Source organism: Micromonospora sp. URMC 103, from assembly GCF_051386435.1.
Lineage (GTDB): Bacteria > Actinomycetota > Actinomycetes > Mycobacteriales > Micromonosporaceae > Micromonospora.
The window spans coordinates 898,583-924,892 of sequence record NZ_JBPQTR010000004.1 but is presented as its reverse complement, the minus strand read 5'-3'; the positions used below and the strand labels follow the sequence as shown (position 1 = coordinate 924,892).

The 26,310-nt window shown below is 74.2% G+C and carries 25 protein-coding genes and 1 pseudogene; 10 read left to right on the top strand and 16 right to left on the bottom strand.

Features of this window, described 5'->3' with window-relative positions; all coding sequences use genetic code 11:
* Positions 1-400: 400 nt before the first annotated feature.
* From ligA to ACSNOA_RS07950, 9 genes are all read right to left on the bottom strand, one after another.
* On the bottom strand, positions 401-2,536 hold the full coding sequence (gene ligA / locus ACSNOA_RS07990; RefSeq protein WP_436657292.1) for an NAD-dependent DNA ligase LigA: 2,136 nt from the start codon (positions 2,534-2,536) through the stop codon (positions 401-403).
* 159 nt (positions 2,537-2,695) lie between these two features.
* Positions 2,696-3,058 carry a VOC family protein gene (locus ACSNOA_RS07985; protein ID WP_436657291.1) on the bottom strand — a complete coding sequence of 121 codons (363 nt, stop codon included), beginning with the start codon at positions 3,056-3,058 and terminating at the stop codon, positions 2,696-2,698.
* 36 nt (positions 3,059-3,094) lie between these two features.
* Positions 3,095-4,099 (bottom strand): methionine synthase, encoded by a 1,005-nt coding sequence (locus ACSNOA_RS07980; RefSeq protein ID WP_436657290.1) that lies wholly within the window; start codon positions 4,097-4,099, stop codon positions 3,095-3,097.
* Between the two features lie 52 nt (positions 4,100-4,151).
* A complete protein-coding gene (gene mnmA / locus ACSNOA_RS07975; protein ID WP_436657289.1) occupies positions 4,152-5,225 on the bottom strand; it encodes a tRNA 2-thiouridine(34) synthase MnmA in 1,074 nt (357 codons plus the stop codon).
* Between the two features lie 276 nt (positions 5,226-5,501).
* Positions 5,502-6,677: a cysteine desulfurase family protein gene (locus ACSNOA_RS07970; RefSeq protein WP_436657288.1), complete on the bottom strand. Its 1,176-nt coding sequence runs from the start codon at positions 6,675-6,677 to the stop codon at positions 5,502-5,504.
* 509 nt (positions 6,678-7,186) lie between these two features.
* A complete protein-coding gene (locus ACSNOA_RS07965; protein WP_436657287.1) occupies positions 7,187-8,146 on the bottom strand; it encodes an electron transfer flavoprotein subunit alpha/FixB family protein in 960 nt (319 codons plus the stop codon).
* An 11-nt stretch (positions 8,147-8,157) separates the two neighbouring features.
* Positions 8,158-8,937: an electron transfer flavoprotein subunit beta/FixA family protein gene (locus ACSNOA_RS07960; RefSeq protein WP_436657286.1), complete on the bottom strand. Its 780-nt coding sequence runs from the start codon at positions 8,935-8,937 to the stop codon at positions 8,158-8,160.
* A gap of 189 nt (positions 8,938-9,126) precedes the next feature.
* Positions 9,127-9,540 carry a hypothetical protein gene (locus ACSNOA_RS07955; protein WP_436657285.1) on the bottom strand — a complete coding sequence of 138 codons (414 nt, stop codon included), beginning with the start codon at positions 9,538-9,540 and terminating at the stop codon, positions 9,127-9,129.
* Complete coding sequence (locus ACSNOA_RS07950; protein WP_436657284.1) at positions 9,537-10,334, bottom strand: GNAT family N-acetyltransferase; 798 nt, start codon at positions 10,332-10,334, stop codon at positions 9,537-9,539. The genes ACSNOA_RS07955 and ACSNOA_RS07950 overlap by 4 nt, the downstream gene beginning before the upstream one ends.
* Positions 10,335-10,375: 41 nt before the next feature.
* On the opposite strand from ACSNOA_RS07950, the gene ACSNOA_RS07945 reads away from it, so the two are divergent.
* From ACSNOA_RS07945 to ACSNOA_RS07935, 3 genes are read left to right on the top strand one after another with little or no spacing between them, the layout of a single operon-like run.
* A complete protein-coding gene (locus ACSNOA_RS07945; RefSeq protein ID WP_436657283.1) occupies positions 10,376-10,768 on the top strand; it encodes a YidH family protein in 393 nt (130 codons plus the stop codon).
* Positions 10,758-11,093 (top strand): DUF202 domain-containing protein, encoded by a 336-nt coding sequence (locus ACSNOA_RS07940; protein WP_436657282.1) that lies wholly within the window; start codon positions 10,758-10,760, stop codon positions 11,091-11,093. The genes ACSNOA_RS07945 and ACSNOA_RS07940 overlap by 11 nt, the downstream gene beginning before the upstream one ends.
* A gap of 27 nt (positions 11,094-11,120) precedes the next feature.
* Positions 11,121-11,576 carry a PLDc N-terminal domain-containing protein gene (locus tag ACSNOA_RS07935; protein ID WP_436657281.1) on the top strand — a complete coding sequence of 152 codons (456 nt, stop codon included), beginning with the start codon at positions 11,121-11,123 and terminating at the stop codon, positions 11,574-11,576.
* Between the two features lie 80 nt (positions 11,577-11,656).
* On the opposite strand, the gene ACSNOA_RS07930 is transcribed toward ACSNOA_RS07935, so the two are convergent.
* Together ACSNOA_RS07930 and ACSNOA_RS07925 are read right to left on the bottom strand one after the other, a co-directional pair.
* Positions 11,657-13,279, bottom strand: a complete 1,623-nt coding sequence (locus ACSNOA_RS07930) for an acetolactate synthase (protein ID WP_436657280.1) — start codon at positions 13,277-13,279, stop codon at positions 11,657-11,659.
* 158 nt (positions 13,280-13,437) lie between these two features.
* Complete coding sequence (locus ACSNOA_RS07925; protein ID WP_436657279.1) at positions 13,438-17,373, bottom strand: kelch repeat-containing protein; 3,936 nt, start codon at positions 17,371-17,373, stop codon at positions 13,438-13,440.
* 190 nt (positions 17,374-17,563) lie between these two features.
* On the opposite strand from ACSNOA_RS07925, the gene ACSNOA_RS07920 reads away from it, so the two are divergent.
* Positions 17,564-18,568, top strand: coding sequence for a helix-turn-helix domain-containing protein (locus ACSNOA_RS07920; RefSeq protein ID WP_436657278.1), 1,005 nt, complete (start codon positions 17,564-17,566; stop codon positions 18,566-18,568).
* Positions 18,569-18,614: 46 nt separating this feature from the next.
* On the opposite strand, the gene ACSNOA_RS07915 is transcribed toward ACSNOA_RS07920, so the two are convergent.
* Entirely contained in the window at positions 18,615-19,388 is a 774-nt protein-coding gene (locus ACSNOA_RS07915) for an enoyl-CoA hydratase/isomerase family protein (protein WP_436657277.1), read from the bottom strand.
* 97 nt (positions 19,389-19,485) lie between these two features.
* On the opposite strand from ACSNOA_RS07915, the gene ACSNOA_RS07910 reads away from it, so the two are divergent.
* Positions 19,486-19,956, top strand: coding sequence for a DUF6232 family protein (locus ACSNOA_RS07910; protein ID WP_436657276.1), 471 nt, complete (start codon positions 19,486-19,488; stop codon positions 19,954-19,956).
* On the opposite strand, the gene ACSNOA_RS07905 is transcribed toward ACSNOA_RS07910, so the two are convergent.
* The gene (locus ACSNOA_RS07905) at positions 19,953-20,354 is read right to left on the bottom strand and encodes a nuclear transport factor 2 family protein (RefSeq protein WP_436657275.1); all 402 of its coding nucleotides are present in this window, start codon (positions 20,352-20,354) and stop codon (positions 19,953-19,955) included. The genes ACSNOA_RS07910 and ACSNOA_RS07905 overlap by 4 nt on opposite strands.
* 360 nt (positions 20,355-20,714) lie before the next feature.
* Here ACSNOA_RS07905 and ACSNOA_RS07900 point away from each other — a divergent pair, with 360 nt between their 5' ends.
* Positions 20,715-21,197 (top strand): DUF6232 family protein, encoded by a 483-nt coding sequence (locus ACSNOA_RS07900; protein ID WP_436657274.1) that lies wholly within the window; start codon positions 20,715-20,717, stop codon positions 21,195-21,197.
* 63 nt (positions 21,198-21,260) lie between these two features.
* On the top strand, positions 21,261-21,890 hold the full coding sequence (locus tag ACSNOA_RS07895; protein WP_436657273.1) for a hypothetical protein: 630 nt from the start codon (positions 21,261-21,263) through the stop codon (positions 21,888-21,890).
* On the opposite strand, the gene ACSNOA_RS07890 is transcribed toward ACSNOA_RS07895, so the two are convergent.
* A complete protein-coding gene (locus tag ACSNOA_RS07890) occupies positions 21,887-22,138 on the bottom strand; it encodes a hypothetical protein (protein ID WP_436657272.1) in 252 nt (83 codons plus the stop codon). The two genes, ACSNOA_RS07895 and ACSNOA_RS07890, sit on opposite strands and share 4 nt — an antisense overlap.
* 7 nt (positions 22,139-22,145) lie before the next feature.
* Between ACSNOA_RS07890 and ACSNOA_RS07885 the strand changes: the two are divergent.
* Positions 22,146-22,346 (top strand): annotated as a pseudogene (locus tag ACSNOA_RS07885) (helix-turn-helix domain-containing protein); the annotation flags it as partial.
* Here the strand turns inward: ACSNOA_RS07885 and ACSNOA_RS07880 are convergent.
* Together ACSNOA_RS07880 and ACSNOA_RS07875 are read right to left on the bottom strand one after the other, a co-directional pair.
* Complete coding sequence (locus tag ACSNOA_RS07880; RefSeq protein WP_436657271.1) at positions 22,331-23,227, bottom strand: ribokinase; 897 nt, start codon at positions 23,225-23,227, stop codon at positions 22,331-22,333. The pseudogene ACSNOA_RS07885 and the gene ACSNOA_RS07880 overlap by 16 nt on opposite strands.
* A 40-nt stretch (positions 23,228-23,267) precedes the next feature.
* Positions 23,268-24,110, bottom strand: coding sequence for an ABC transporter ATP-binding protein (locus ACSNOA_RS07875; protein WP_436657270.1), 843 nt, complete (start codon positions 24,108-24,110; stop codon positions 23,268-23,270).
* A gap of 131 nt (positions 24,111-24,241) precedes the next feature.
* Here ACSNOA_RS07875 and ACSNOA_RS07870 point away from each other — a divergent pair, with 131 nt between their 5' ends.
* Positions 24,242-25,273, top strand: coding sequence for an ABC transporter ATP-binding protein (locus tag ACSNOA_RS07870; protein ID WP_436657269.1), 1,032 nt, complete (start codon positions 24,242-24,244; stop codon positions 25,271-25,273).
* The gene (locus ACSNOA_RS07865) at positions 25,270-26,286 is read left to right on the top strand and encodes an ABC transporter permease subunit (RefSeq protein ID WP_436657268.1); all 1,017 of its coding nucleotides are present in this window, start codon (positions 25,270-25,272) and stop codon (positions 26,284-26,286) included. The genes ACSNOA_RS07870 and ACSNOA_RS07865 overlap by 4 nt, the downstream gene beginning before the upstream one ends.
* Positions 26,287-26,310: the final 24 nt, after the last annotated feature.

The window sequence follows — 26,310 nt, the reverse complement described above, 5'->3', positions numbered from 1 at the left end:
CTCCATTCCGGCGATGTGGCGGGGTCCCGCCGCACCGGATACCGCCATATCGGCGAGCTGGTGTCGATCAGCCTCCGTCCGAAGCGAGATCGACTCCGTTTCCCTGAAGTCGCGGTGTCCCGACCGGCCCGATGGCGCGCCTTCACGGAAGTCGAGTGGATCATGGTTCGCGTCCGGGCCGTCTACGTCGATCAGGCTCCTGCCCGAGCGCCCGAGCGGATCACGGCTCATGCCCCTGCTCGTGAGTGGCCAATGTCCGAGACGGCCAAGGGGACCGGGCCGAGCGCCGACGAACCGGGCCGAGGCCCGCCCAGCCTCCCGAGACACCGGTGGCCGTCTCGACCGTGCCGCCACCGACCCGGACCACGACGACCCCGGGTCGGTGCTGTCGGATCGGTGGTCAGCCCTCGACCCGGGCCACCTCGCGGGCGGCGTCGGGCCCCGCGTCGAGCAGGCGCTGGAAGCCGGCCTCGTCGAGGACCGGCACCTTCAGGCTGGCCGCCTTGTCGGCCTTGGAACCCGGGTTCTCGCCCACCACCACGAAGCTCGTCTTCTTGGAGACCGAGCCGCTGACCTTGCCGCCGCGGCTCTGCACCGCCTCGGCCGCCTGGTCCCGGGAGAACCCGGCCAGCGTGCCGGTGACCACCACGGTGACGCCCTCCAACGGGCGGGGCCCCTCGTCGACGGCCTCCTCGGCCATGCGTACGCCGGCGTCGGCCCACTTGCGTACGACCTCGCGGTGCCAGTCCACGGCGAACCACTCGCGGATGCTCGCGGCGATGGTGGGACCGACCCCGTCGACCGAGGAGAGTTCCTCCTCGCTGGCCTTGTCGATCGCCTCGATCGAGCGGAAGTGCCGGGCGAGCGCCTGCGCGGCCGTCGGCCCGACGTGCCGGATCGAGAGCGCGACGAGCACCCGCCACAGGTCGCGCTCCTTGGCGACGGCCAGGTTGTCGAGCAGCTTCACGGCGTTGCTGCCGAGGCTGCCGTCCTTGTTGACGAAGAACGGCGACCGGGACAGCTGCTCGGCGTCGAGCTGGAACAGGTCGCCCTCGTCGTGGATGATCTCCGCGTCGAGCAGGGCCGCCGCGCCCTTGTAACCCAGCACCTCGATGTCGAACGCGCCGCGGCCCGCGAGGTGGAAGACCCGCTCCCGCAACTGCGCTGGGCAGCTGCGGGTGTTGGGGCAGCGGATGTCGACGTCGCCCTCCTTGGCGGGGGCGAGCGGGGTGCCGCAGGCCGGGCAGGTGGTGGGCATCACGAAGGGCCGGGCGTCGGCCGGGCGCAGGTCGACCACCGGGCCGAGCACCTCGGGGATGACGTCGCCGGCCTTGCGGACGACGACCGTGTCGCCGATGAGCACGCCCTTGCGCTCGACCTCCCGGGCGTTGTGCAGGGTGGCCAGGGCCACGGTGGAGCCGGCCACCCGGACCGGTTCGAGGACCGCGAACGGGGTGACCCGGCCGGTGCGCCCCACGTTGACGTCGATGTCGAGCAGCTTGGTGGTCACCTCCTCCGGCGGGTACTTGAAGGCGATCGCCCAGCGGGGCGCGCGGCTGGTCGAGCCGAGCCGGCCCTGGATGGACACCGGGTCGACCTTGACCACCACACCGTCGATCTCGTGCTCGACGTCGTGCCGGTGCTCGGCGTAGTAGGCGATGTATTCGGCGACACCCGCCAGGTCGGGCACGACCCGCCAGCGGTCGCTGGTCGGCAGGCCCCACGCCTTCAGTGCCGCGTACGACTCGGACTGCGCGACCGGCTGGAAGCCGCGCCGGGCGCCGATGCCGTGCACCACGAGCCGCAACGGCCGCGAGGCGGTGATCCGGGGATCCTTCTGGCGGAGGCTGCCGGCCGCGGCGTTGCGCGGGTTGGCGAACGGCGCCTTGCCCTGCTCGACCAGGCCCGCGTTGAGGTCGGCGAAGGCGGCCACCGGGAAGTAGATCTCGCCGCGGACCTCGAGGAGCTCGGGCACGTCGGGGTACTCCGCGGACGGCGTGAGCGTGCCGGGGACGTCCCGGATGCTGCGGACGTTGGCGGTGACGTCCTCACCGGTGCGGCCGTCGCCCCGGGTGGCGGCCCGGACCAGCCGCCCGCGCTCGTAGGTGAGGTTGATCGCCAGGCCGTCGACCTTGAGCTCGCACAGGTAGGGCACGGGCCCGCCGGCGTCGCGCTCGACGCGCTCGGCCCAGGCGGCGAGCTCCTCGTCGGCGAAGGCGTTGTCGAGCGAGAGCATCCGCTCCGCGTGCTGGACCGGCGTGAACTCGGTCGAGAAGGTGCCGCCGACCCGCTGGGTGGGCGAGTCGGGTGTGCGCAGCGCCGGGTACTCCGCCTCCAGCGCCTCCAGCTCGCGCAGCTGCCGGTCGAACTCCGCGTCGGAGATGGTGGGCGCGTCGAGCACGTAGTAGCGGTACTGGTGCTCGGTCAGCTCGCGGCTCAGCGTGGTGTGCCGGTCGCGTGCCTCGGGGGTCGGCTCGCCACCCGCCGCCGCCTCCTGCGCCGGGCTCACCTGCTGGCCGATCTGCTCCTCGGACACGCCGCCACCCTCAGCCACCAGACCGACCTCCCTGATCACGCTACCTGGGCACCGTATCCGGAAGGTGCGACAACCCGCCTGCCGCCCGCCACACCGTGACCAGCAACCGACGGGATGCTCCCGCCGCCGCGGAGGGGAGGCGGCGGCCGGGTCGAGGGGTCAGTCCCAGCAGAGGCAGAAGGGGTGGCCCGCCGGGTCGGCGTAGACCCGGAAACCCTCACCCTCACCGGGCAGTCGCCGGGCGCCGAGCGCCAGCGCGGCCTTCTCGGCGGCCTCGATGTCGTCGACCGTGACGTCGAGGTGGAACTGCTGGGGACGCTCCGGGTCCGGCCAGGCGGGCGGGCGCAGGCCCGGTGCCTTCTGGAACGCGAGCCGCGGCTGGTGCCCGGGCGGACCGCCGAGGACGATCCAGTCGTCCTCGTCGGCGGCCACGACCGGCAGGCCGAGCAGCTCCGAATAGAACGCGGCCAGGGCCCGGGGATCCGGGCAGTCGATCACCGTCGAACGCAGCTGTCCAATCATGCGCCTCATCGTGCCCCGCCGGTACGACGGAGAACCTCACTCCTCCGCGAGCCGCCGCCCCGCGTCGCGGCACGCCGTCAACACGGCCCGCGCGTACTCGGGGGTGGCGCCGGCCAGCCCGCAGGCCGGGGTGACCACGACCTGCTCGGGCAGGCGGGCGCGGGGAAAGCCCAGCCGCTCCCAGAGCGTGCGTACCTGATCGGCCACCTGGGCCGAGGTCGGCGCGCGACCGGTCGACGGTGGACGCGTGGGCGCGGCGCCGGCCAGCAGCCCCAACCCGGCGTCGATGGCCTCGCCGAGCGAATCCAGGTCGGTGACGAGCGACAGGTCGAGGGCGACACCGACGGCGCCGGTCGTGCGGATCAGCTCCAGCGGCACGTCGGGGGCGCAGCAGTGCACGACGGTCGGCACCCCGACCGTCTCGATGATCGAGCGCAGCAGGGTCGCCGCGATGCCGGACTCGGCCGCCGGGTAGGTGCCGAGGCCGCTCTCGGTGGGCACCCGGCCCGCGAGGACCGCCGGCAGCGACGGCTCGTCGAGCTGGAGCAGCACCGACGCCCGGGGCAGCCGGCGGCTCACGGCCGCCACGTGCTCACGCAGCCCCTCGGCCAGGGAGCCGGCCAGGTCGCGTACGGCCCCCGGGTCCCGCAGCAGCCGGCCGCCGATCGGCAGCTCCACGGACGCAGCCAGCGTGAACGGCCCGCCCGCCTGCACCTTCACCGGTCCCGCGTACCCCTCGGCCTGCTCGGCGAGCTGGTCGAGGTCGCGTTCCATGAGGTCCCGGGCCCGACGCAGGTCGCGGCCGGGACGCGGAGCGATACGCCAGCGGGCCGCGTACAACTCCACCGGCAGCTCGACCAGCAGGCCGGCGGTGCGGCCGATCAGGTCGGCGCCCGGACCGCGCGCCGGCAGCTCCGGCAGGTGGGGCAGCGCGGGAAGTTCACCGAGGACGATCCGCTGCGCCTCGGCGATGTCGGTGCCGGGCAGCGATCCGATGCCGGTCGCCGCCCCGGCCGGCCACGGCCACGCCTCATCTGTCACGGGCGAAGGGTATCCGGTGCCGGGACGGCCGGGCCCGGCGCTCCGGCGGTGTTCAGCCGGCGATGGTCGCCGAGCCGAGGACCACGTCGCCGGCGGGGTCCGGCCGGTACGCCACCACGGCCTGACCGGCGGCCACGCCCCGGACCGGACGGCGCAGCTCGGCGTGGAGCGTGTCGCCGTCCAGCGCCACGGTGGCCGGCACCACGTCGCCGTGCGCGCGCAACTGCACCTCGCACTCGACCGGCGCCTCGGGACGCGGCCCCGCGGTCCAGACCGGGCGCTCGGCGCGGACCCGGGAGACCTCCAGTGCCTCGGCGGGGCCCACGGTCACGGTGTTGGTCTTCGGCGTGATGGAGAGCACGTAGCGCGGCCGGCCGTCCGGCGCGGGCCGGTCCAGGTGCAGGCCGCGCCGCTGGCCGACCGTGTAGGCGTACGCGCCGGCGTGGCTGCCGACCACCGCGCCGCTGGACGCGTCCACCACGTCCCCCGGCTGCTCGCCCAGCCGCTGGGCGAGGAAACGCCGCGTGTCACCGTCGGCGATGAAGCAGATGTCGTGCGAGTCGGGCTTGTCGGCGACCGCCAGCCCGCGCCGGGCCGCCTCGGCCCGCACCTCCGCCTTCGTCGAGTCGCCGAGGGGGAAGATCGACCGGTCCAGCTGCTCGCGGGTGAGGACGGCGAGCACGTACGACTGGTCCTTCGCCACGTCGACGCTGCGGCGCAGCAGCCCGTCCGCCCCGAGCCGGGCGTGGTGGCCCGTGACCACCGCGTCGAAGCCCAGGGCCACGGCGCGGTCCAGCACCGCGGCGAACTTGATCTTCTCGTTGCAGCGGAGGCAGGGATTGGGCGTACGCCCGGCCGCGTACTCGGCCACGAAGTCGTCCACCACGTCCTCGTGGAAGCGGTCCGCCATGTCCCAGACGTAGAACGGGATGCCGATCACGTCGGCGGCCCGGCGGGCGTCGCGGGAGTCCTCCAGGGTGCAGCAGCCCCGGGCGCCGGTGCGGTACGTCTGCGGGTTGCGGGCCAGCGCCAGGTGCACCCCGGTCACGTCGTGCCCGGCGTCCACCGCACGCGCCGCCGCGACCGCGGAGTCCACCCCGCCGGACATCGCCGCCAGAACCCTCACCAGCCCACTCCCCTCGCGCCCCGCGCCCTCCCGCGCCCCCGCGCCATCCCAACCCTAACCACCAAGCCGCCCCACCCCACCGACGCTCCCACCCGCGCTCGCCACCCGCGCTCCCCGCCGACGAGGCAGGCGCGGCGCCACACAAAGTCGATCATGCAGTTGTGGTGGTGGACGAAACGGGCGAGCGGGCGCAGACCAGGCACCACAACTGCATGATCGACCTCGGCGAGGGCGGGGCGCGGGGGCCGGGGGCAGGGGCAGGGGCAGGGGCAGGGGTTAGCGGGGGGTGCGGTAGGCGGCGGCTCGGCGGGCGCGTTCGACGGCGCCGGGCAGGGCCGCGATCAGCGCGTCGACCTCCTCGCGGGTGGAGGTGTGGCCGAGGGTGAAGCGCAGTGACGACCGGGCGCGGTCGTCGTCGGCGCCCATGGCCAGCAGGACGTGCGACGGCTGGGCCACGCCGGCCGAGCAGGCCGACCCGGTGGAGCAGGCGATGCCCTGCGCGTCGAGCAGAAGGAGCAGCGCGTCCCCCTCACAACCGGGGAACGAGAAGTGCGCGTTGCCGGGGAGCCGGTCGACCGGGTCACCGTTGTAGACCGCCTCGGGCACCGCGTGGCGGACCCGCTCGACCAGATCGTCCCGGAGCGCGGCGACGCGGGCCGCGTACTCCTGCTGGCCCTTGACCGCCGCCTCGACGGCGACCGCGAACGCCACGATGCCGGCGGTGTCCAGGGTGCCCGAGCGCACGTCCCGCTCCTGGCCGCCCCCGTGCAGCAGCGGCGTGGCCGCCACGTCCCGGCCGAGCAGCAGGGCGCCGACACCGACCGGACCGCCGAGCTTGTGGCCGGTCACGGTGAGCGCGGCGACGCCGCTGGCCGCGAAGTCCACCGGCACCTGGCCCACGGCCTGGATCGCGTCGGTGTGGAAGGGCACGCCGTGCTCGGCGGCGACCGCCGCCAGCTCGCCGACGGGCTGGACGGTGCCGACCTCGTTGTTGGCCCACATGGCGGTCACCAGCGCCACCCTGTCGCCGTACGCCTCGAGTTCCGCGCGGAGGGCGGCGGGTTCGAGCCGGCCGCTGCCGTCGACCGGCAACCAGCCCACGTCGGCGCCCTCGTGCGCGCCGAGCCAGTCCACGGCGTCGACCACGGCGTGGTGCTCCACCGCGCTGGAGACGACCCGGCGACGGTCGCCGTCGGCGGCCCGCCGGGCCCAGAAGATGCCCTTGACCGCGAGGTTGTCGCTCTCGGTCCCCCCGCCCGTGAAGATCACCTCGGAGGGTCGGGCACCCAGCACGGCGGCCACCCGCTCGCGCGACTCCTCGACCCGCCGTCGGGCGAGCCGACCGGCCGCGTGCAGCGACGATGCGTTGCCGACCTCGCGAGCGGTGGCGACGTACGCCTCCAGTGCCTCGTCGAGCATCGGAGTGGTCGCCGCGTGATCCAGGTAAGCCATCACCGTTCAGCCTACGGCCGGGCGACGGACGGCCGACGGCCGGAGGCACCGCCGTCGTGTCGGGCGGACATAACGGGGCCGATTGGCCTCCGTGACGCGCGGCACGAATCTTCGGGGCGTTCCGGGGTACCAACAAATCGGGAACGGCGACCGCGCGCACCACGGACGGCCGCGTTTCAGGCATACTCAGTTGTCGACGTCTCCGCTCCGGCGGGACGACCCCAGCCTGTCCCGGCGGCGACCGCACGCCGCGGGGCACCAGGACGGGCTGATCGGCGGGCCGGCTCAGCTCCCCGGCCCGCCGATCAGCTCCCTGTCGACATCGGCCAACGCAGGGCCCGACCGTCGGCACCGCCGGCCCACGCCGCCACCACCGACACCCGCCGGCCCACGGCCGCCACCACCGACACCCGCCGGCCGACCCGCGAGACGACGAGTGGCCACCCGGCGTACCGGATGGCCACTCGTGTCGTCCGGGCCGGAAGGCGGAGCCGCCGCCCCGGCCGGAGCTACTTGCGCTTGCGGATCTCCTCGGCAGCCTGCGGCACGACCTTGAACAGGTCGCCCACCACGCCGTAGTCGGCCAGCTCGAAGATCGGCGCCTCGCCGTCCTTGTTCACGGCGACGATCGTCTTCGAGGTCTGCATGCCGGCCCGGTGCTGGATGGCACCGGAGATGCCGAGCGCGATGTAGAGCTGCGGGGAGACCGTCTTGCCGGTCTGGCCCACCTGGAACTGGTGCGGGTAGAAGCCCGAGTCGACGGCCGCCCGGGACGCGCCGACGGCGCCGCCCAGCAGGTCGGCCAGCTCCTCGACCAGCTTGAAGTTGTCGGCGTTGCCGACGCCGCGGCCACCGGAGACGACCACCGACGCCTCGGTCAGCTCCGGACGCGAGCCCTTCTGCTCGGCGACCCGGTCGACCACCTTGGCGAGCTTGTCGGTGTCGCCCACGGTCACGGTGAGCTGCTCGACCGCGGGGGTGGCGGCGGCCGGGACCGGGTTCACCGAGTTCGGCCGGAGCGTGACCAGCGGCAGGCCCCGGGTGACCTTGGACTTCACGATGGTGGAGCCGGCGAACGCGACCTGGGTGGCGGTGCCGTCGGCCTCGAGGCCCACCACGTCGGTCAGGATGCCGTTGTCGAGCTTGACCGCCAGCCGGGCGGCGATCTCCTTGCCCTCCTGGGAGGACGCGAGCAGCACGGCCGCGGGCTCGACCCGCCGCACCAGGTCGGCCAGCACGGTGGCCTTGGGGGCCACCAGGTAGCCGTCGATCTCCTCGCCCTCCGCGGCGTAGATCTTCGCGGCGCCGTACTCGCCCAGCTTGGCGCTGAGCGCCTCGGCCGCGCCCGCGCCGCCGAGGACGACGGCGCTCGGGGTGCCCAGCTCGCGGGCGAGGGTGAGCATCTCCAGGGTGACCTTCTTGACGCCGAACTCACGGGTGGCTTCGACGACGACGAGAACCTCAGACATGTCCAGACCTCTCACACGAACTTCTCGGTGGCGAGGAACTCGACCAGCTTGACGCCGCCGTCGCCCTCGTCGGTGATCTTCGCACCGCCGGAGCGCGGCGGACGCTTGCTGTGCTCCACCACGGCGCTGGTGGCGCCGTCGAAGCCCACCTCGGCCGGTGCGACGCCGAGGTCGCCCAGGGAGAGGGTCTGCACCGGCTTCTTCTTGGCCGCCATGATGCCCTTGAAGGACGGGTACCGCGGCTCGTTGATGGTGTCCCAGACGGAGACCACGGCCGGGGTGGAGGCGGTGACCACCTCGTAGCCCTCCTCGGTCTGCCGCTCGACGGTGAGCGTGCCGCCGTCGACGGTCAGCTTGCGGGCGCCGGTCAGGGCCGCGACGCCGAGCCGCTCGGCGATCATGTGCGGCATGACCTGCACGCGGCCGTCGGTGGACTCCGCGCCGCAGATGACGAGGTCCGCGTTGAGGGTGCCCAGCGCGGCGGCGAGCACCTTCGAGGTGGCCACGGCGCAGGAGCCGTGCAGGGCGTCGTCCAGGACGTGTACGGCCTTGTCCGGCCCCATGGAGAGCGCCTTGCGGATCGACTCGGTCGCCCGGTCCGGACCCATGGTCAGGACGGTGACCTCGCCGCCGTGCGCCTCCTTGATCTTCAACGCCTCCTCGATGGCGTACTCGTCCATCTCGTTGATGACGTTGTTCGCCGAACCGCGGTCGACGGTGTTGTCGTCACTGCGCAGGTTGCGGTCCGCGCCCGAGTCGGGCACCTGCTTGACGAGTACGACGATGTTCATCGCGCTTCGACGACCCCTCCTGTGGTGGTGTTGCGATCGCTCGCCCGGTCTGGGGCGCAGCCTCCCGCGTGACGTCACGCTCGGTCAACCGCGGGGTGCTGTGCAGTTGCCCACGAGCGTCATGTTACCTGTCAGTAGCTTCGGGCTCCCTGACACCCGCAGTGACACAGCTCACCGCGCCGACGGGGCTCAGGCGGGCTCGGCGAGCGCCGTCCTGATCCGCTCGATGACGGCCGCCTCGGCGGCGGCGACTCCGGCGTGCGCCCGGGCCACCCGGTCGGCGGCCGCGAGCACGACCTCGCGGTACGCCGCCACGTCCCCCGGCGACTTCTCGCGCAGGATCCGTACGGCCCGGCCGAGCGCCGGCAGCACGGTCGCCTCGATCTCCAGCGTCGAGTCGCGGGGAAGCCGGGGCAGCGGGCCGGTCGTGAGCGCCTCCCGCACCACGCCGGAGCTTCCGGCGAAGGCTCCCGACGCGGCCATGCTCTCCTTGAGCACCGAGAGCATGCCCGGGTCCACGTTCGACACCAGGAAGACCGCGCCGAACGCGCCGGTCTTGAGCGTGAGCCGTTCCTCGTCCGTCAACCCTTGCGCCATGATCACGGAGTGTAGACGTACGGGGTGGTCGTGGTGACCGGGACGAAGCCGAGCCGCTCCAGGATGGGACGGCTGTCGTCGGAGGCGTCCACCTGGAGCAGCGTGCGGTCCCGCTGGGCGGCCAGCCGGGCCCGGTGGACCACGAGCGCCCGGTAGATCCCCCGCCGCCGCCACTGCGGAAGCGTCGAGCCGCCCCAGAGCGTGGCGAAGCCGGTGCCCGGCAGGTAGCGGACCCACCCGGCGCTCACCACCGTCTCCTCGGCCTCGGCCACCACCACCGTGATCGACTGCGGATCGGTGGCGATCTCCACCTCGAGGGCGTCGCCCAGGTGGCTGCGGTCGGCCTGCCAGACCGCCTCCTCCATGGCCACGATCCGGTCCAGGTCCGCGCGGGCGGTCACCTCCCGCAGGCGTACGCCCTCGGGCACCACCGGCATCGTGGCCGCCAGCGGGGCGACCGCGCCGATCACGACGGTCTCCCGGTCCTCCGGCACGAACCCGGCGGCCCGCAGCCGGTCGCCCAGGTCCGCCGGCTCGTCGTGGCCGGCGAGCTTCCACTCCACCGACTCACCCCGCCGCCGGAACAGCTCGACCTGCCGGGCGATCAGCTCGTCCAGCGCCGCGCCGGTCAGGCCACCCAGGTCCCGGTACGTGAGGAAGCCGCCGCGGCCGAGGCCGAGCACCCGGTACAGCGGGCCGTCGCGCTCGACGGTCGCCCCGGCCGGCACCGGGTCGGGCAGCTCCGGCCGCAACTGGGTGTCGTACGCGGCGCGCAGCGTGTTCGCATCAAGATCCGTCATCGCTTCAGGCTACGACCGGTGGCCAGCGGATAATCGGGGTCGTGTGGGAGTCGATCAGGCGCTGGTTCGACCCGCGGGAGCTGCGCTCGGTCGGCAGCACTCCCGACTACCGTTTCTCGCTGGCCAACGAGCGGACCTTCCTGGCCTGGCTACGCACCGGGCTGGCGCTGGTGGGTGGCGGGCTGGCCGCCGCCCAGTTCCTGCCCCCGCTGCCACTGCGGCACCTGCGTGAGGCCATCGCCATCGCGTTGCTGCTGCTCGGCGGCGCGGTCGCCGTCCGGGCCGTCGACCACTGGGCGCGTACCGAACGGGCCATCCGGCTCGGCGAGGAGCTGCCCGCCTCACGCTTCCCCGCGTTCCTCGCCCTCGTCGTCGGTGTGGGCGCGCTGCTCCTGGTGGCGGCCGTCCTCGTGAGGGCCGTCGGTGGCCCGTGACGCCCCGGGGCCGGCCGACGGCCGGCCGCCACGCGACCCCGGCCTGCAACCGGAGCGCACCCGGCTGGCCTGGCGACGCACCGCGCTCGCGTCGACCGTGGTGACCGTCCTCGTCGTACGGCTGGCGCCGGCCGACGGCCGGTTCGGTGCGGTGCTGGCCGGGCTCGCCATCGTCACCTGGGGCGCGGTGCTCGCGGTCTGCTGGCGGCGCGGCACCGGGACCGGCCCGGCGCCCAGCGGTGGGCGGTCCCTGCCGCTGGCCGCCCTGGGCACGGCGTCGCTCGCCGTGTTGGGTGTGCTGCTGGTGCTACACGGGCTGCGCTGAACGCGGCCGTTGGTCCATGATGCTGGCATGGTTCGCCTGTACGGGCTCTTCTTCCTCGCCGAGATCGTGCTCGGCATCTGCGCGCTGATCAGCTGCCTCTCCGCCGAGGAGGGCCAGATCCGGGCGCTGCCCCGGATCGCCTGGGTGTTGATCATCCTGTTCTTCCCGCTGGTCGGGGCCATCGCCTGGTTCGTGGCCGGCCGGGAGCCGGGGCAGGCCCGCCCCCGCACCGCGTGGCCCGTCGGGAACGGCTTCGCCGAGCAGGACCGCCACCGGCAGGTCGCGCCGGACGACGACCCGGAGTTCCTCAAGCGGGTCGCCGAGCGTTCCCGGCAGCAGGACCAGGAGCTCTTCCGCCGGTGGGAGGAAGACCTGCGCCGCCGCGAGGACGACCTGCGCCGCCGTGAGGCCGGGTCGCCGGACGCCCCGCGCGGGGCACGCGACGGCGAGCCACCACGCGAACAGGACCGCCCGGAGGTCTAGGTCCGCCGCGGGCGGCGTGGCGGCCGGCCCGCCCCGGGCCGCCACCGCCACCGCCGGCGGCGACGGCCCGGCTCGCGGGCTCAGGCCAGGTTGGACGAGCGGGGGTACGCGTCGGCCGGGTCGGTGATGACGTTCACGAGGTACGGCACCCCGGCGTCGAAGGCGCGCTGCAGCGCCGGCCCGAGGTCGGCGGCCTTCGCCACGGTCTCGCCGGCGCCGCCGAGCGCGGTCACCACCTGGTCGTACCGCAGCTCGGGCTGGAGGTCGGCGGCCACGTCGTAGCCGTACATGGCGCGCATCGGGTGCTTCTCCAGGCCCCAGATGCCGTTGTTGCCCACCACGATGACGACGGGCAGCTTCTGGCGGACCAGCGACTCCACGTCCATCAGCGAGAAGCCGGCGGCGCCGTCGCCCATGAGCACACAGATCTGGCGGTCCGGGTGGCTGACCCGGGCGCCCATGGCGTAGCCCATCCCGGTGCCGAGGCAGCCGTACGGTCCCGGGTCGAGCCACGTCCCGGGCTGCGCGGGCTCGAGGTAGCGACCGGCGTACGAGACGAAGTCGCCGCCGTCGCCGATCGTGATGGCGTCGCGGGCCAGCACCCGGCGCAGCTCGCCGTAGACGCGGGCGGGTCGGATCGGGTCGGTCTCGGCGGCCATCTCTGCGGCGTCGCGGGCCTTGGCGGCGTCCTCGGCCGCGCGCAGATCGGCGATCCAGCCCGCGTGGTCGGCCCGGTCACCGGGGTGGTCGGCCAGGGCGGAGAGGATGAGCCGCAGGTCGCCCGCGGGGGCGGCGGCCGGCTGGACGTGCCCCGCCCGCTGGCTCGGCGCGTCCACGATGTGCACCACCTTCGCGTCGTCGAAGTCGCCGAAGTTGAGCCGGAAGTCCAGCGGGGTGCCGACCACCACGACCACGTCGGCGCCGGAGAGAGCGGCCCGGCGGGCCTTCGCGAAGGCGAGCGGGTGCTCCGGCGGGAGCGAGCCGCGACCCATGCCGTTGGTGAAGACCGGCACCTGCAACGCCTCGGCGGCCTCGCGCAGCGCGGCCGTCGCGTCGCCCGCGTAGACGTCGGAGCCGGCGATGACGACCGGCCGCTGCGCCGAGGCGATCAGGCTGGCCGCCCGCCCGACCTCGTCGGGGTCGGGCTCCACGGGGGCGATCCCGGGCGCCGCCGGCGGCTCGGCGTCCGCCACCGAGAAGACCGTCTCCAGCGGGAAGTCGAGGAAGACCGGCCCACGGTGCGGGGTGAGCGCCGCGGTGAGCGCCGCGGTCACCGCGCGGGGGATGTCGTCGGTGCTGAAGACCGTCTCGGCGTGCTTCGTGACCGGGGCGACGAGCGGCAGGTGGTCCATCTCCTGGAGGCTGCCCGAGCCCCAGCGGAACGCTGGCGCCCGGCCGCCGAGCACGAGCACCGGCGAGGCGTTGAAGAACGCGCTCGTGAGGCCCGAGATGCCGTTGGTCACACCCGGGCCGGCGGTGAGGACGGCCAGGCCGGGACGGCGCTGGAGCTTCGCCACCGCCTCGGCCGCGAACACCGCGGACTGCTCGTGCCGGACGTCGTAGATCGGGAAGTCGGTCTTGTGGGCCGCGTCGTAGAGCGGGAAGACGTGCCCGCCGGAGAGGGTGAACATCTCCCGTACGCCGTGGGCGCGTAGCGCCGCGAGCGCCAGCTCCCCACCGTGCCCCTCGATCCGCTCCGTCATGGTCGCTCCCCTCGTCCGTGGCCGGGGTCACAGGTTACCCACCGGTCACCTGTGGCGGGCGACCGCGCCCCCGGCCGGCGCCGCGGTCGTGCCGGGAGCGGCCGCGCCCGCCCGGGGAGGGGGGTGGTCCACCGGGCGGGCGCGGTCGGCGGGGTGTGTCAGCGGAGCTTCATCACCACCGCGAGGGGCTCGGTCCGGTACGGCGTGTCCGTCTCGAACGCGAGCCGTGCCCGGTACTCACCGTGCCCCGCGACGGCGGGGGCGGACGCCGTCACGGTCACCGTGACCGTCCGTCCCGCCGGGATGGTCACCTCGGTACGACCCGCCGACAGCCACGACACGTCGCTGCCGCGCACGCAGGCGTCGTGGCCCGGCAGTTGCTGCGCGAACGGGGTGATGGCGAACGAGCCGAGCGAGCCGCCGACCTGGTACAGGCCGCACGCCGCCCCGCCCCGGTACAGGGCGTTGTTGGCGTTGGGCAGCTCCGACCAGGTGCCGGTGCCGGGGTCGAACTCCAGCGCCTGGTTGGTCACCGATCCGGCCGAGATGCCGCCGACGATCTGCAGTTTCCCGCCGACACCGGCGTACGCCATGCCCCAGGCCGAGATCGGCAGGCCGGTCGTCCGCACCCAGGTGTCCGAGTCGGCGAAGTACCGGAAGGTGTCGTTCACCGGCACCCGCTCGGCCGGGTCGATGCCGCCCGCGCAGACCACCCCGTTCCCCGCCGGCGCGCAGGCGAGGAACGCGACGGCCAGCGGGTAGTCGGCCAACCGGGCCCAGGTGTCCGTGCGCGGGTCGTAGCGGTAGGTCCGGTTCGAGGCCGGCTCGCACTCGGCGGTCGTGCAACCCGCCACGACGTACAGCCGGCCGTCGACCGAGGCGGCCGCGGCGGCGGTCACCCCGCTGGGCAGGTCGGCCCGGCGCGACCACCGGTCGGTGGCCGGGTCGTAGGCGTACGTCGTGGACGCGGCGTTGCTCGCCTCGTCCCAGCCGCCGACCGCGTACAGCCGGCCGTCGACGAACCCGCCGACGGCGGCCGCCCGCGGCTCGGGCAGGTCGGCGATCCGGCTCCACGTCCGGGCCTGCGGGTCGAAGGCGTACCCCTCGACCAGGGAGCCCGCCTCGCCGCTCCCGCCGACCGAGTAGACGGTGCCGTCGTTGTCGGCCACCAGGTTGTCCATCACGAGCGCCGGGTAGTCGGGCAGGTCCGTCCACGCCGTGCCGCCCGCCGCCTGCTGCGGCGGCGTGGGCCGCGGTGTGTGGCCGCCGCCGTGGGCCGCCACCGACGCCTCGGTCCGGATCCGCACGAGCGGCGCCCCGGGCGCGCTCGCCCGGCGCGCGTCGGCGCTCACCGCGTAGCCGCGGTCCTGCTCGACGAGGTCGACCCGCAGCGGCCGGTCCCCGTCGTTGGTGAGCCGGACCTCCCGGGTGACGCTGCGGCCCGGCCGGACCGACAGCGCGAGGTCCGAGGTGCGGACGGCCAGCCGACCGGCCGCCAACCGCCAGTCCCGACGGACGACGCCGTCGCCGTCGATCCGCACCGCGGCGGTGCCGTCGCCGTAGTGCAGGCCCGAAGCGGTCATCCGGACGGAGCCGGTGCCGGCCGCGAAGAGCCAGTAGAAACCGTCGCCGAGGTTCGTGTCCTCGTCGGTGGCCCGGCTCGTGGCCGTCGCGCTCCCGCCGGCGGTCACGGTGGCGCCCACGAGGGCCGCGCCCGTGTTGTCGTCGCGGATCTGCCCGGCGACCAGTCCGCCCGGCACCGCGGCGCACGACCGGCGGCCCACGAAGACGTTGTCCAGCTGCCACCAGTTGTCGTACTCGCCCTGGTAGCGGAACCGCACCAGCACCCCGGACCGGCCCGCCGCCTGCGGGACCGGGATCTCCACGTGCCCGTTGACGGCGTCGCCCGCGTAGTGCCGGACACCCGTCCAGGTCGCGCCGTTGTCCAGGCTGAGGTCGACGTCGCCCGTCTGGGCGTCCCAAGTGGAGTAGTCCGTGTCGAAGCCGATCACCGGCGCGCTCACACCGGTCAGGTCGACGGGCGGGCTGACGAGGCTGGTGTCGATGACGCCCGACTGGCTCCAGCCGTCGACGGTGGCGAAGCCGCCGTCCCCGCCGGTCAGGTTGCCCTTGGACCCGGGGTCGTCGAAGCGCCAGGTCTGGCCGCCGCCGGCCGCGTCGGTGACCCGCCAGCCGTCCTTCCCGGTGGAGCCGGACCAGCCGGTGAAGTCGGCGCTCGCACCTTCGTAGCGGGGGGCGTAGCCGGGGGCATGGCAGGACGTGGCGTCGACGGAGAGCCGCACGTCCTGGCGGACGTCGCTCGGCCGCCCCTTCGGCTGCGGGTCCACCCGGGTGGTCACCGTGCCGGCCACGTACCCGGGCATGGCCACGGGCGAGACGTGCAGGGTCCAGTCGTTGTCGACCGGCAGGTCGACCTCGTAACGGCCGGTGTAGGGGTCGGTGAAGACGGCGCCGCCCGGGTAGCCGTCGATGGCGATCCTGGCGTAGACCGGCCAGCCGTGCCCGGACCCGTCCGTCACCGTACCGGTCACCGTCCGGCTCGCGAGCGCGGTGAGGGCGATGTCGTGGGCGAGGTCGGCGCCGGCCTGGACGGTGACCGCGACCGGCGCGGGCGCCCGGTAGCCGAACTCGGCGGCCACGAGGTCGTAACGCCCGGCCGGCAGGGGCAGCGTGTAGCGGCCCGCCGCGTCGGTCACCGCGCGGAAGGTCGCGCCGGTGCCGTCGGTGGCCGTGACCGTGGCCCCGACGACCGGAGCCCCTGACCCGCCGTTCGTGACGGCGCCGGTGACCCGGCCGGTCTCGCCCAGGGTCAACGCCGTGACGCCGTTGGGGGAACCGAGCCCCGTCGGGCCGTCCCAGCCGGGCCCCGCGGTGCACAGCAGGTCGCCGCACCAGCCGTTCGACCCCTCGGTGACGTCGAAGAGATTGGCGGCCCTGTCCCGCCGATACGGGTAGGTCACCGGGTACGTCCCGGGCAGCGGGTCGCCGGCGAGCGCGTACATGCCGGCGACGAGCGGGGCCGCCAGCGAGGTGCCGCCCCACTGCGCCCAGCCGTCCTGGCCGAGCGTGTTGTAGACGGCCAGCCCGGACTCCGGGTCGGCGACCGCCGCGATGTCGGCGTTGGCCCGCCTGTCCCCGCAGCGGGTGTCCACTCCGGACTGGTACGCGGGCCGCGCCTCGTACAGCGAGCAGCCGCTGCCGGCGTTCTCCCAGGCGGTCTCGGACCAGCCGCGCGCCGAGGAGTCCCGGGTGAGCCGGGTGCCGCCGACGGCCACGACGTTGGGGTTGGTGGCCGGGAAGCTCTGCAGGTTGCCGATGTCGCCGCTGGCCACGACCACGGCGACGCCGGGGTGGTCGTAGTGCGGGTTGTAGAGGTCCTGGAAGGGGGTCTCGCCGGCGATGCCGTACGAGTTGGAGATGACGAGCGCGCCGAGCCGGGCCGCGGTGTCGACGGCCGCGCCCAGGCTCGCCGGTGAGTTGTCGTCGGCCTGGACGAGCAGGAGGTGGCACTTCGGGCAGGCGGACGACACGGCGTCGAGGTCGAGGGCGGCCTCGATCGACCAGTCCGCGTCCTCGGCCGGATAGTCGGTACCGCCGCGCTGGTCGACCTTCCGGAAGCAGCCGTCGGCGCTCGTGCACGGCGGCAGCCCGTAGTGGGCGCGGAAGACCGCGAGGTCGGCCTCTGCGGCCTCGTACCCGAACGCGAGCACCACGGCGACGGTCTGGCCCTCGCCGCCATCGGGCAACCGGTACGCGGACCGGATGTCGGCCGGCCCGAGCGCGCCCTCTGGTGGCGCCGCGTCCCGCTGGACGAGCCGGCCGTCGGAGGTGGCGAGGCCGAGGGCGTAGCAGCGCGCGAGCGGGGTGTCCTCGGCGGCGGTGTTGCAGCCGGCGGGCTTGTAGCGGTTCGCCTGCCAGCTCGGCGACGAGGAGCCCGGGTCCGTCGTCTTCGGTGCCGCGTTCGCCGGGGTGCCGGGCAGCGGGCCGGTGGCCAGCAGGGCCAGTGTGAGGGCTGCGATCAGCCCGCCGAGACGACCCCTGTGGACCCGTCTCGGCCGTAAGGGCACGGCCATTCAATACTCCTTACCAAGGACACCACGGGGACGCCTCGCCGTTGAGGCCCCGGCGCACCTCCGGCCAGGTTCCTGACACGAATTCCGGCACGCGTTCGACGGGCGATCTTGGCACGGCCGCGACAGCACGGACAATGTCCCGGGACGTTCATGTTCCGGACAGCTGGCCGGTTCCCGACGGAGGCTTCGGATGTGGAATGTGGTGGGGGTCTCCGAGCCCGAGGAGCGCGTCTACGAGGCGCTGACCCGCCGCCGGCAGGCGACCCAGGTCGACCTCCTCGGCGACGTCGCGCTCTCGCGCGCGCAGCTCACCCGGACGCTCGGCCGCCTCGTCGACCGTGGACTGGCCAACCGGCTGCCCGGCCGTCCCACACGGTACGCGGCCACGCCACCCGACCAGGTCGCCACGTTCCTCATCGCCGAACGGGAGCGGGACCTGCTCCGCCTGCGTACCCACGCCGACCAACTGGCCAAGGAGATCCGCCTGCGCGACGGCGGCGGCCGGCACCCCGCCGAGCTGGTCGAGGTCATCGAGGGCGCGGCGAACCTGCGGGCCACGCTCGTCCGGCTGCAACGCGAGGCGCGGGTGCAGATCCGCGGCCTGGACCGGGCGCCCTACCTCGACAACCCGGTGAGCGGCAACTCCGAGGAGACCCACCAGCTCGCCGACCGCGGGCTCGTCTACCGCGTCATCTACGACCAGTCGGCGCTGGCCATCCCGGGGCGGATGGCGGAGATCTGGCGGGGCATCCAGAGCGGCGAACGGGCAAGGGTCGCCAGTCACGTGCCCATGAAGATGATGCTCTGCGACGACCGGCTCGCGCTCATTCCCGCGATGACGGGCGGGCAGCTGGCCGACGCCGCGTATCTGGTGCACCCCTCGTCGCTGCTGGACGCGGTCAGCGAGCTGTTCGAGGCGCTCTGGGAGCGCGCCGTGGCGATCAACCGCTCCGTCGTCGCCAACCAGTCGACCGGCGCCGACCCGACGGGCGACGAGCGGCCGGACCGGCTCTCCGACCGGGACATCGAGCTGATCGGCCTGCTGGCCGGCGGCGCCACCGACGAGCGGATCGCCCGCACTCTGGGCTGGAGCGTCCGGACGGTGCACCGGCACGTGCACCGGCTCATGGCCATGGTGGGCGCCGAGACCCGCTTCCAGGCGGGCATGGAGGCGGTCCGCCGCGGCTGGGTCTGACCGTGCGCCGGCCGCCGCCGGGACGGGCGGCGGCCGGCGGTACGCCTCAGCGGCCGGTGAAGTCCGGCTTGCGCTTCTCGACGAAGGCCGTCATGCCCTCGCGCCGGTCCTCCGTGGCGAAGAGCGCCGCGAAGAGCTGACTCTCCCAGGCCAGGCCGGAGTGCAGGTCCATGTCCAGGCCGCCGTCGACGGCGAGCTTCGCGGCGCGCAGGGCCTGCGCGGGACCGGTCAGGAACGGCTTCACGTACGCGACGGCGGCGTCGTAGACCTCGGCGGCCGGGACCACACGGTCGGCCAGCCCGATCCGCAGCGCCTCCTCGGCGTCGACCATCCGCCCGGTCATGACGAGGTCCTTGGCGCGGGCCGGGCCGACGAGCCGGGCGAGCCGCTGCGTGCCGCCGGCGCCGGGGATGATGCCGAGCTTGATCTCCGGCTGGCCGAGCTTGGCATCCTCGGCCACCACCCGCCAGTCGCACGCGAGGGCCAGCTCGCAGCCGCCGCCGAGGGCGTACCCGGTGATGGCGGCGACCACCGGCTTGGGGATCCGGGCGATCGCGCCGAGCGCGCTGGACAGGTCGGCAGCGCGGGCCGCCATGTCCACGTACGACATGTCGGCCATCTCCTTGATGTCCGCGCCCGCGGCGAAGACCTTCTCACCGCCGTACACGATGACGGCGCGGACCTCGGGGTCGGCGGACGCGGCGGCCGCCGCCGCGCGCAGCTCCTCCTGGACCTGCGTGTTGAGCGCGTTCATCGGCGGCCGCTCCAGCCGGATGGTGCCGATGCCGTCCTTGGTCTCCAGCCGCACGAACTCGCCCACGCTGCCCTCACTTCCTCGTCGAAGTCGCGTGCCAACCTTACGGCCCGCCTCGTTGGGGTACGTAGTCTGGTAGCAGCCCCTTGCCGGGAGGCCAGCGATGGTCACGTACTACGACGACAGATCCGTGCAGGTCACCTCCACCGCCATCCGGGTGGACGGGCGCACGTTCCCGCTCGCCGAGATCGGCATGGTCTGGCACCGCCGGGGCAGCCGCTCGTGGCGGGTGCTCGCCGGTCGCGGCGCGATCGGCGCGGCGATGGCCGGGCCGCTGGTGGCGGCCGTCCTCGGGGTCGGTCTGGCGATCTGGCTGGACCGCTCGGCCACGGTCACGACCGCGATCATCGGCGCCTCCGTGCTGGTGGGCCTCGCCGTGGGGCCGGTCGCCGACTTTCTCTTCGAGCACCTGGACCGCTCGTACGCCCGGGGCAGCCGTCAACTGGAGATCTGGGCGCGCTGGCGCGGCCAGCCGGTGCGGCTGCTGTGCACGCGTGACGCGCTGCGGTTCGGCCAGATCTACCGGGCCGTGCAGCGGGCTGTCGAGCACGGGCAGCCGGTGCGCCGGCGCTAGAAGACGATCGGGTCGTCCGGCAGCATGCCGAGGCCGCGCAGCAGGCCGTAGAGGTCCTGCTCGCCCCAGAACTGCACGATCCGCGCTCCGGCCAGCCGGTACATCTTGCACGCGCTCTGCACCGCCGTGGCACCGGTCGCGTCCCGCCGGTAGGTGTGCGACAGGACCGTCGTGACCCGATCCCCGGCGGCGACGAGTTCGAGGATCCGCTGGTCCACCACGGTGAGCCCGGGCGACGACACGGCCTGCTCGACGAAGCGCCGGCCGCGCACCGAGGTGCCGGAGCCGTAGATCAGCACGTCCTCCGCGACGACCGCGCGCAGCTCCGCCAGATCCTTCGTCACGAAGGTACGCAGGTACCTGCGCACCACCTCGACGTTGCGCTCCTCCTCGGTCATGCCGCGAAGCTACCCGGGTCCGGAGCCTTCGGCGTTGTCCGGCTGTCCGGCGGCAGCCCGCGCGGCGACGGGTCCGGAGCGAGCAACCATTCCTACGCATCCTGTCGAGCTGCCCCGGATATGGGGCAGCCCTCGGGGCCGTCCCTCCAACTCACCGAAGGCCCTTCGTCCGGCCGCCCGCCCGGACCTGTCCGCCCGCCCGGACCGCGCCCGGTCCGTCCCGCCCGGGTCCACCCGGTCCACCGCCCAAATCCGCCCGAGCCTGCCCCAGAAATGGGGCAGCTCGACAGGACGCGGGCAGCTGGTCGGGAACCGGCCGCGGGATGGCGAGAGCTTGCCGACGCGTGGTTAGGCTGAACGATGACGGTCTATTACCGGGACGACGCGGTGCAGGTGACCTCCGAGTCGATCCGGGCCGGTGGGCGGGTCGTGTCGCTCACCGACGTGACGTACGTCTGGCACGCCCGCGGGCGACCGACGCTCGCCGTCCGGGGCCGCGTGTTCGGGCGCGGGGTCCTCGTCCTGCTGCTGTCCCTGCCGCCGCTGGTGGCGCTGATCTGCGTCGTCTCGCTCGTCTGGTCGGCGCAGGATCGCGGCGAGTGGCAGCTCGCCCTGGTCATCCTTGCCGGCTGCGTGGTGGGCGCGCTGGTCCTCACCCCGTTCCTGGAGCTGCCGCTGGGCTGGCTGGACCGGTCCTACGAGCGGGGCAACCGGGTGCACGAACTGTGGGTGCAGCACCACGGCCGCGAGGAGTTGCTGTTGCGTACGCCGGATGCGCTGCGGTTCGGCCAGATCTACCGGGCCGTGCAGCGCGCCGTTGAGCAGCACACCGACCGGCGCTGAACGGTCGGCCGGGGAAGATCGGCTGGCGCGCGGCCCGGGCGGGGGCGTCGCACACTGGTTGCCATGGCGATTCCCCTCCCCCGGCCGTCCGCCGTCGTCGGCCTCACCCGCTCCGCCCTCGACCAGGCCCTCGGCTCGGTCGCCTCGTTCGCGGGCGTGCCCGCCCGAGCGTTCGCGGTGCTGGACGACGTCGAGGCGCTCCTCGCGCGCATCAACGGGGTGGTGGACCGGATCGAGCGGACCCTGGACCGCACCGACCGGGTGCTCGCCGACGCGGAGAAGACGGCCCGCACGGCGGGCACGGTGGTGGCCGAGGCGGACGCGGTGGCCGGGCGCGCGGCCGGGGCCGTCGGCACCGCCGCGGAGGCGGCGGCCACCGCATCCGAACTGCTGACGGCGTACGAGCCGGCGTTGCGCCGGGCCGCGCCGATGGCCACGCGGTTCGTCGAGCAGCTCAGCCACGAGGAGGTGACCGCCGCCATCCGGCTCATCGACGAGCTGCCGAAGCTGCGCGAGCACCTGACCGCCGACATCCTGCCGATCCTCGCCACCCTGGACCGCGTCGGCCCCGACCTGCACGACCTGCTCGACGTCACCCGCGACCTCAAGCTCGCCGTCGCCGGCATCCCCGGCCTCAACATGCTGCGCCGGCGCGGGGAGAAGCTCGTCGACGACGCCGAGCAGGGCGCCTAGCAGTCGCAGACGACGGCCGCACGCGGCCCGGCCGACCCGACGCGGGACGGCAGCTCGACGCCGGACGGCAGCTCGACGCGGGACGGCACCTCGACCGGGGGCATCAGCTCGACGCGGGGCGCGGTCAGGTCGTCGGCCGGTCGCCGGACGATCCCCGCCTCCGTCACCACCGGCAGGCCCTCGCGCACCCAGTACTCGTAGCCGCCGAGCATCTCCTTCACCCGATAGCCGAGCCGGGCGAACGCCAACGCGGCTCGCGTGGCGCAAGCCAGCCTGGCGCTGCTCGAGACGACCGACGCGCCCGTCGAGCAGATCGCCGCCACGGTCGGCTTCGACTCTCCGGTCACCTACCGCCACCACTTCGGCCGGAGCATGCACACCTCGCCCTCGGCGTACCGGCGGGCCTTCAGGGCCACCGCGACACCGCCGAGCGCGACGGCTCAGGCGGGTGCGTAGAGACCGTCGATCTCGCCCCGGTGGGGCAGCGCCACGGACGCACCGAGCCGGCGGGCGCAGGCCGCCCCGGCCGCGGCCGCCCAGCGCACCGCGTCGACCAGGTCCCGCCCCTCGCCCCAGCCCACCGCCAGCGCGGCCGTGAACGCGTCGCCCGCCGCCGTGGAGTCCACGACGTCCACGTTGACCGCGGGCACGTGCACGGTCGTCCCGTCGCGGTCGCCGTACCAGGCGCCGTCCGCCCCGAGCGTGAGCACGGCGCGGGGCACGAGGTCGAGCAGCGCGCCCGGCTCCTCGCGTCCGCGGCCCGTGAGGGCGTGCGCCTCGCGCTCGTTGACCACGAGCAGGTCGACGGCGGCCAGCAGCTCGTCGGGGAGCGGTCGGGCCGGCGCGGCGTTGAGGACGACGCGGGTGCCGGCCGCGTGGGCGGCGACGGCCGCCTGGGTCACCGTCTCCACCGGGATCTCCAGCTGGGCCACCAGCACGTCGGCGGCGCGTACGGTGGCCAGCTCCTCCTCGGTGAGGGCGGTCAACGCGCCGTTGGCGCCCGGCGTGACCAGGATGGCGTTCTCGCCCTCGGCGTTCACCATGACGAGCGCGACCCCGGACGTCCCGTACACCACGCGTAGGTGCCCGGTGTCCACACCGGCCGCACTGATGCGGGCCTTCAGGGTGACCCCGAACGCGTCGGAGCCGATGGCGCCGAGGAAGGCGCACGACGCGCCCGCGCGGGCCGCCGCGATGGCCTGGTTGGCGCCCTTGCCGCCCGGCACCATCACGAAGTCGGTGCCGAGCATGGTCTCGCCCGACCGGGGCAGGGCCGGCGCCATGGCGACAAGGTCCATGTTCGCGCTGCCCACGACGGCCACTCGGGTCTGCGGCAACCCGGCACCTCCTGTTCGGATCGGCGGACGCGGGACGCCGTCAGGCGGCGCGGGCGGTGTACCGGTCGCCGCTGCTCTGGACGACCAGCGGCAGCCCGAACGTCTTGGACAGGTTGTCGCCGGTGAGCGTCTCGGCGAGCAGCCCCTGTGCCACGACGCCGCCCTCGCGCAGCAGCAGCGCGTGCGTGAAGCCGGGCGGGATCTCCTCGACGTGGTGGGTGACAAGCACCATGGCGGGCGCGTCCGGGTCGTACGCCAGCTCGGAGAGCCGGGCGACCAGGTCCTCGCGCCCGCCCAGATCGAGCCCGGCGGCCGGCTCGTCGAGCAGCAGCAGTTCCGGGTCGGTCATCATGGCGCGGGCGATCTGCACCCGCTTGCGCTCCCCCTCGGAGAGGGTGCCGTACTTCCGGTCGGCGAGGCCGCCGACGCCGAGCTGCCCGAGCAGCGCGCGGGCCCGGCTCTCGTCGGTGCGGTCGTAGCTCTCGCGCCAGCGGCCGACCACGGACCAGGCGGCGGTGACCACCACGTCGCTGACGCGTTCCTCGGCGGGCACCCGCTCCGCGAGCGCGGCGGTGGTCAGGCCGATGCGGGTGCGCAGCTCGTTGACGTCGGTGCGGCCGATCCGCTCGCCGAGCACGTGGGCCGTGCCGGTGGTCGGGTGCAGTCGGCCGGCGGCGAGGTTGAGCAGGGTGGTCTTGCCGGCGCCGTTGGGCCCGAGCACCACCCAGCGTTCGTCCAGTTCGACACGCCAGTGGACGTCCTGCAGCAGCGCGGTGCCGGAGCGGCGCACCCCGACGCCGTCGAGGCTGACCACCAGATCCGGGTCCACGGGGGCGTCGGCGGGTGCGGCGCCGGCGGCGCCGGGGATCAGGTCACCAGTCACCCGCCCATCCAACCACGCAGCGCCGTGTTGCCCCCCACGGGCGGCGGGAGGGCCATAGGGTGAAGCGCCGTGTCGTTGGTCACCACACTCGAAGGACGGTCCATGCCGGGTCGGAGCAGGGAACCGCGCGGATGAACGCGGTCATCGAGATCGAGGGGCTGCGCAAGGCCTTCCACAGCGTCCGGCACGGCCGGCGGACGGCTGTCGACGGCTTCGACCTCGTGGTGGGGGCGGGGCAGGTGCACGGCTTCCTCGGTCCGAACGGGTCGGGCAAGACCACCACGTTGCGCGCGCTGCTCGGGCTCGTCCGCGCCGACAGCGGGCGGATGAGCGTGCTGGGCGTCCCGTCGCCCGCGCACCTGCCGCAGGTGGCCGGGCGGGTCGGCGCCATCGTGGAGAGCCCCCAGTTCTTCGGCAACTTCACCGCGGAGCGCACGCTGCGCCTGCTCGCCCGCGCCGGTGGCGTCCCGGTGAGCCGGGTGGACGAGGTGCTGGAGCAGGTGGGCCTGCGCGACCGCGGGCACGACCGCGTGAAGGGCTACTCACTCGGCATGAAGCAGCGACTGGCCGTCGCGTCGGCGCTGCTCAAGCGCCCCGAGCTGCTCATCCTCGACGAGCCGGCCAACGGGCTCGACCCGGCCGGCATCCGCGAGATGCGGGACCTCATGCGCTCGCTGGCCGCCGCCGGGGTGACCGTGCTGGTGTCCAGTCACATCCTCGGCGAGATCCAGCTGATCTGCGACCACGTCACGATCATTTCGGGCGGCCGCCGGGTGGCGGCGGGCCGCGTGGACGAGGTGCTCGCCGGCTTCGACCAGCACGAATTCCGGGTCCGGGTGGACGAGCCGGAGCGGGCCGCGGCGCTGCTGCGCGACGCCGGCCTGCCCGTGCACGCGCACCCCGACCACCTGGTCGTGGGCGAGGTGGACGACGCCACGGTGGTCAGCCGGCTGTTGGGCGAACAGGGGCTCTGGGTGCGCGAGCTCACCCCGCTGCGGCCCGACCTGGAGAGCGCCTTCCTGGAGCTGACGGGCGAGCTGACCGGCGAGGACGGCGATCCGGCGCTGCCCCGGCAGGTCGACGGCGCGGGCGCGTCCGGCACGCCGCGCGGAGACGCGGTCATCGACCTGGGCGCCGTCGCCGGCCGAGGAGGGGACGCGTGAACCTGTTCCGTGCCGAGCTGGAGCGCCTGGGCGCCCGACGCTTCGTCCAGCTCATGCTCGTCCTGTTGGTGCTGGCGTCCGGTGTCACGGCGGCCACCACCCTCGCCGGCTCGCACCGGCCCACCGTCGTGGAGCTGGAGGACGCCCGCGCGCAGGCCGCCGAGGCCCGACGCCAGATGGACGACGTCTACCAGCGGTGTGTGGACCGGGTGAACGGGAACCGGCCACCCGGGACGGAGGAGGAGTACTACCCGGCCGACTGCAGCACGGTCGACCCCGTACGGTCGGAGCGGCTGCCGGTGGCGTCCGACTTCCTTCCGGGCGTCTTCACCTTCGCCACCGAGGCCCAGTCGCTGCTGTTCTTCCTGATCGCGTTCCTCGTGCTGTTCGGGTTCCTGGTCGGCGCCTCGTACATCGGCGCGGACCTGAACTCGGGCGGCGTCGTGAACCTGCTGCTGTGGCGGCCACGACGGACGACGGTGCTCGGCACGAAGCTCGGCACCCTGCTCGGCGCGATGCTGGTGGTGTCGATCGTGGCCTCGGCGGCGTACCTCGCCGTGTTCTGGGTCATCGGCCAGACGGCCGGGCTGCCGGGCCGGCTGGACTCCGACTTCTGGCGCGAGCTGGGTGCGACCCACAGCCGCGGAACGGTGCTCGTGCTGCTCGCCACGGCGCTCGGGTTCGCGCTCGCCACGCTGGGCCGGCACACGTCGGCGGCGCTCGGCACGGCGGCCGCGTACGTGGTGGTGTGGGAGCTGGGCGCGCGGCTGGTGCTCGAGATCGTCGACGCTCCCCGCCCGGACCAGCTCATGCTGTCCAGCCACATCGGAGCCTGGCTCAGCGGTGAGGCCCGCTTCTGGGACGCCCGCGCCTGCCTCGACGCGGCCGCCGGCAGCGGCTGCGACGGCAGCTACACGGTGAGCGGGGGTCCGGCGCTGGCCGTCCTGCTCGTGCTGACCGGGGCGTTGTCCGTGGCGGCGTTCAGCGTGTTCCGGCGGCGGGACCTGATTTGAGCTGCGGCGGAACCGACCGGAGCC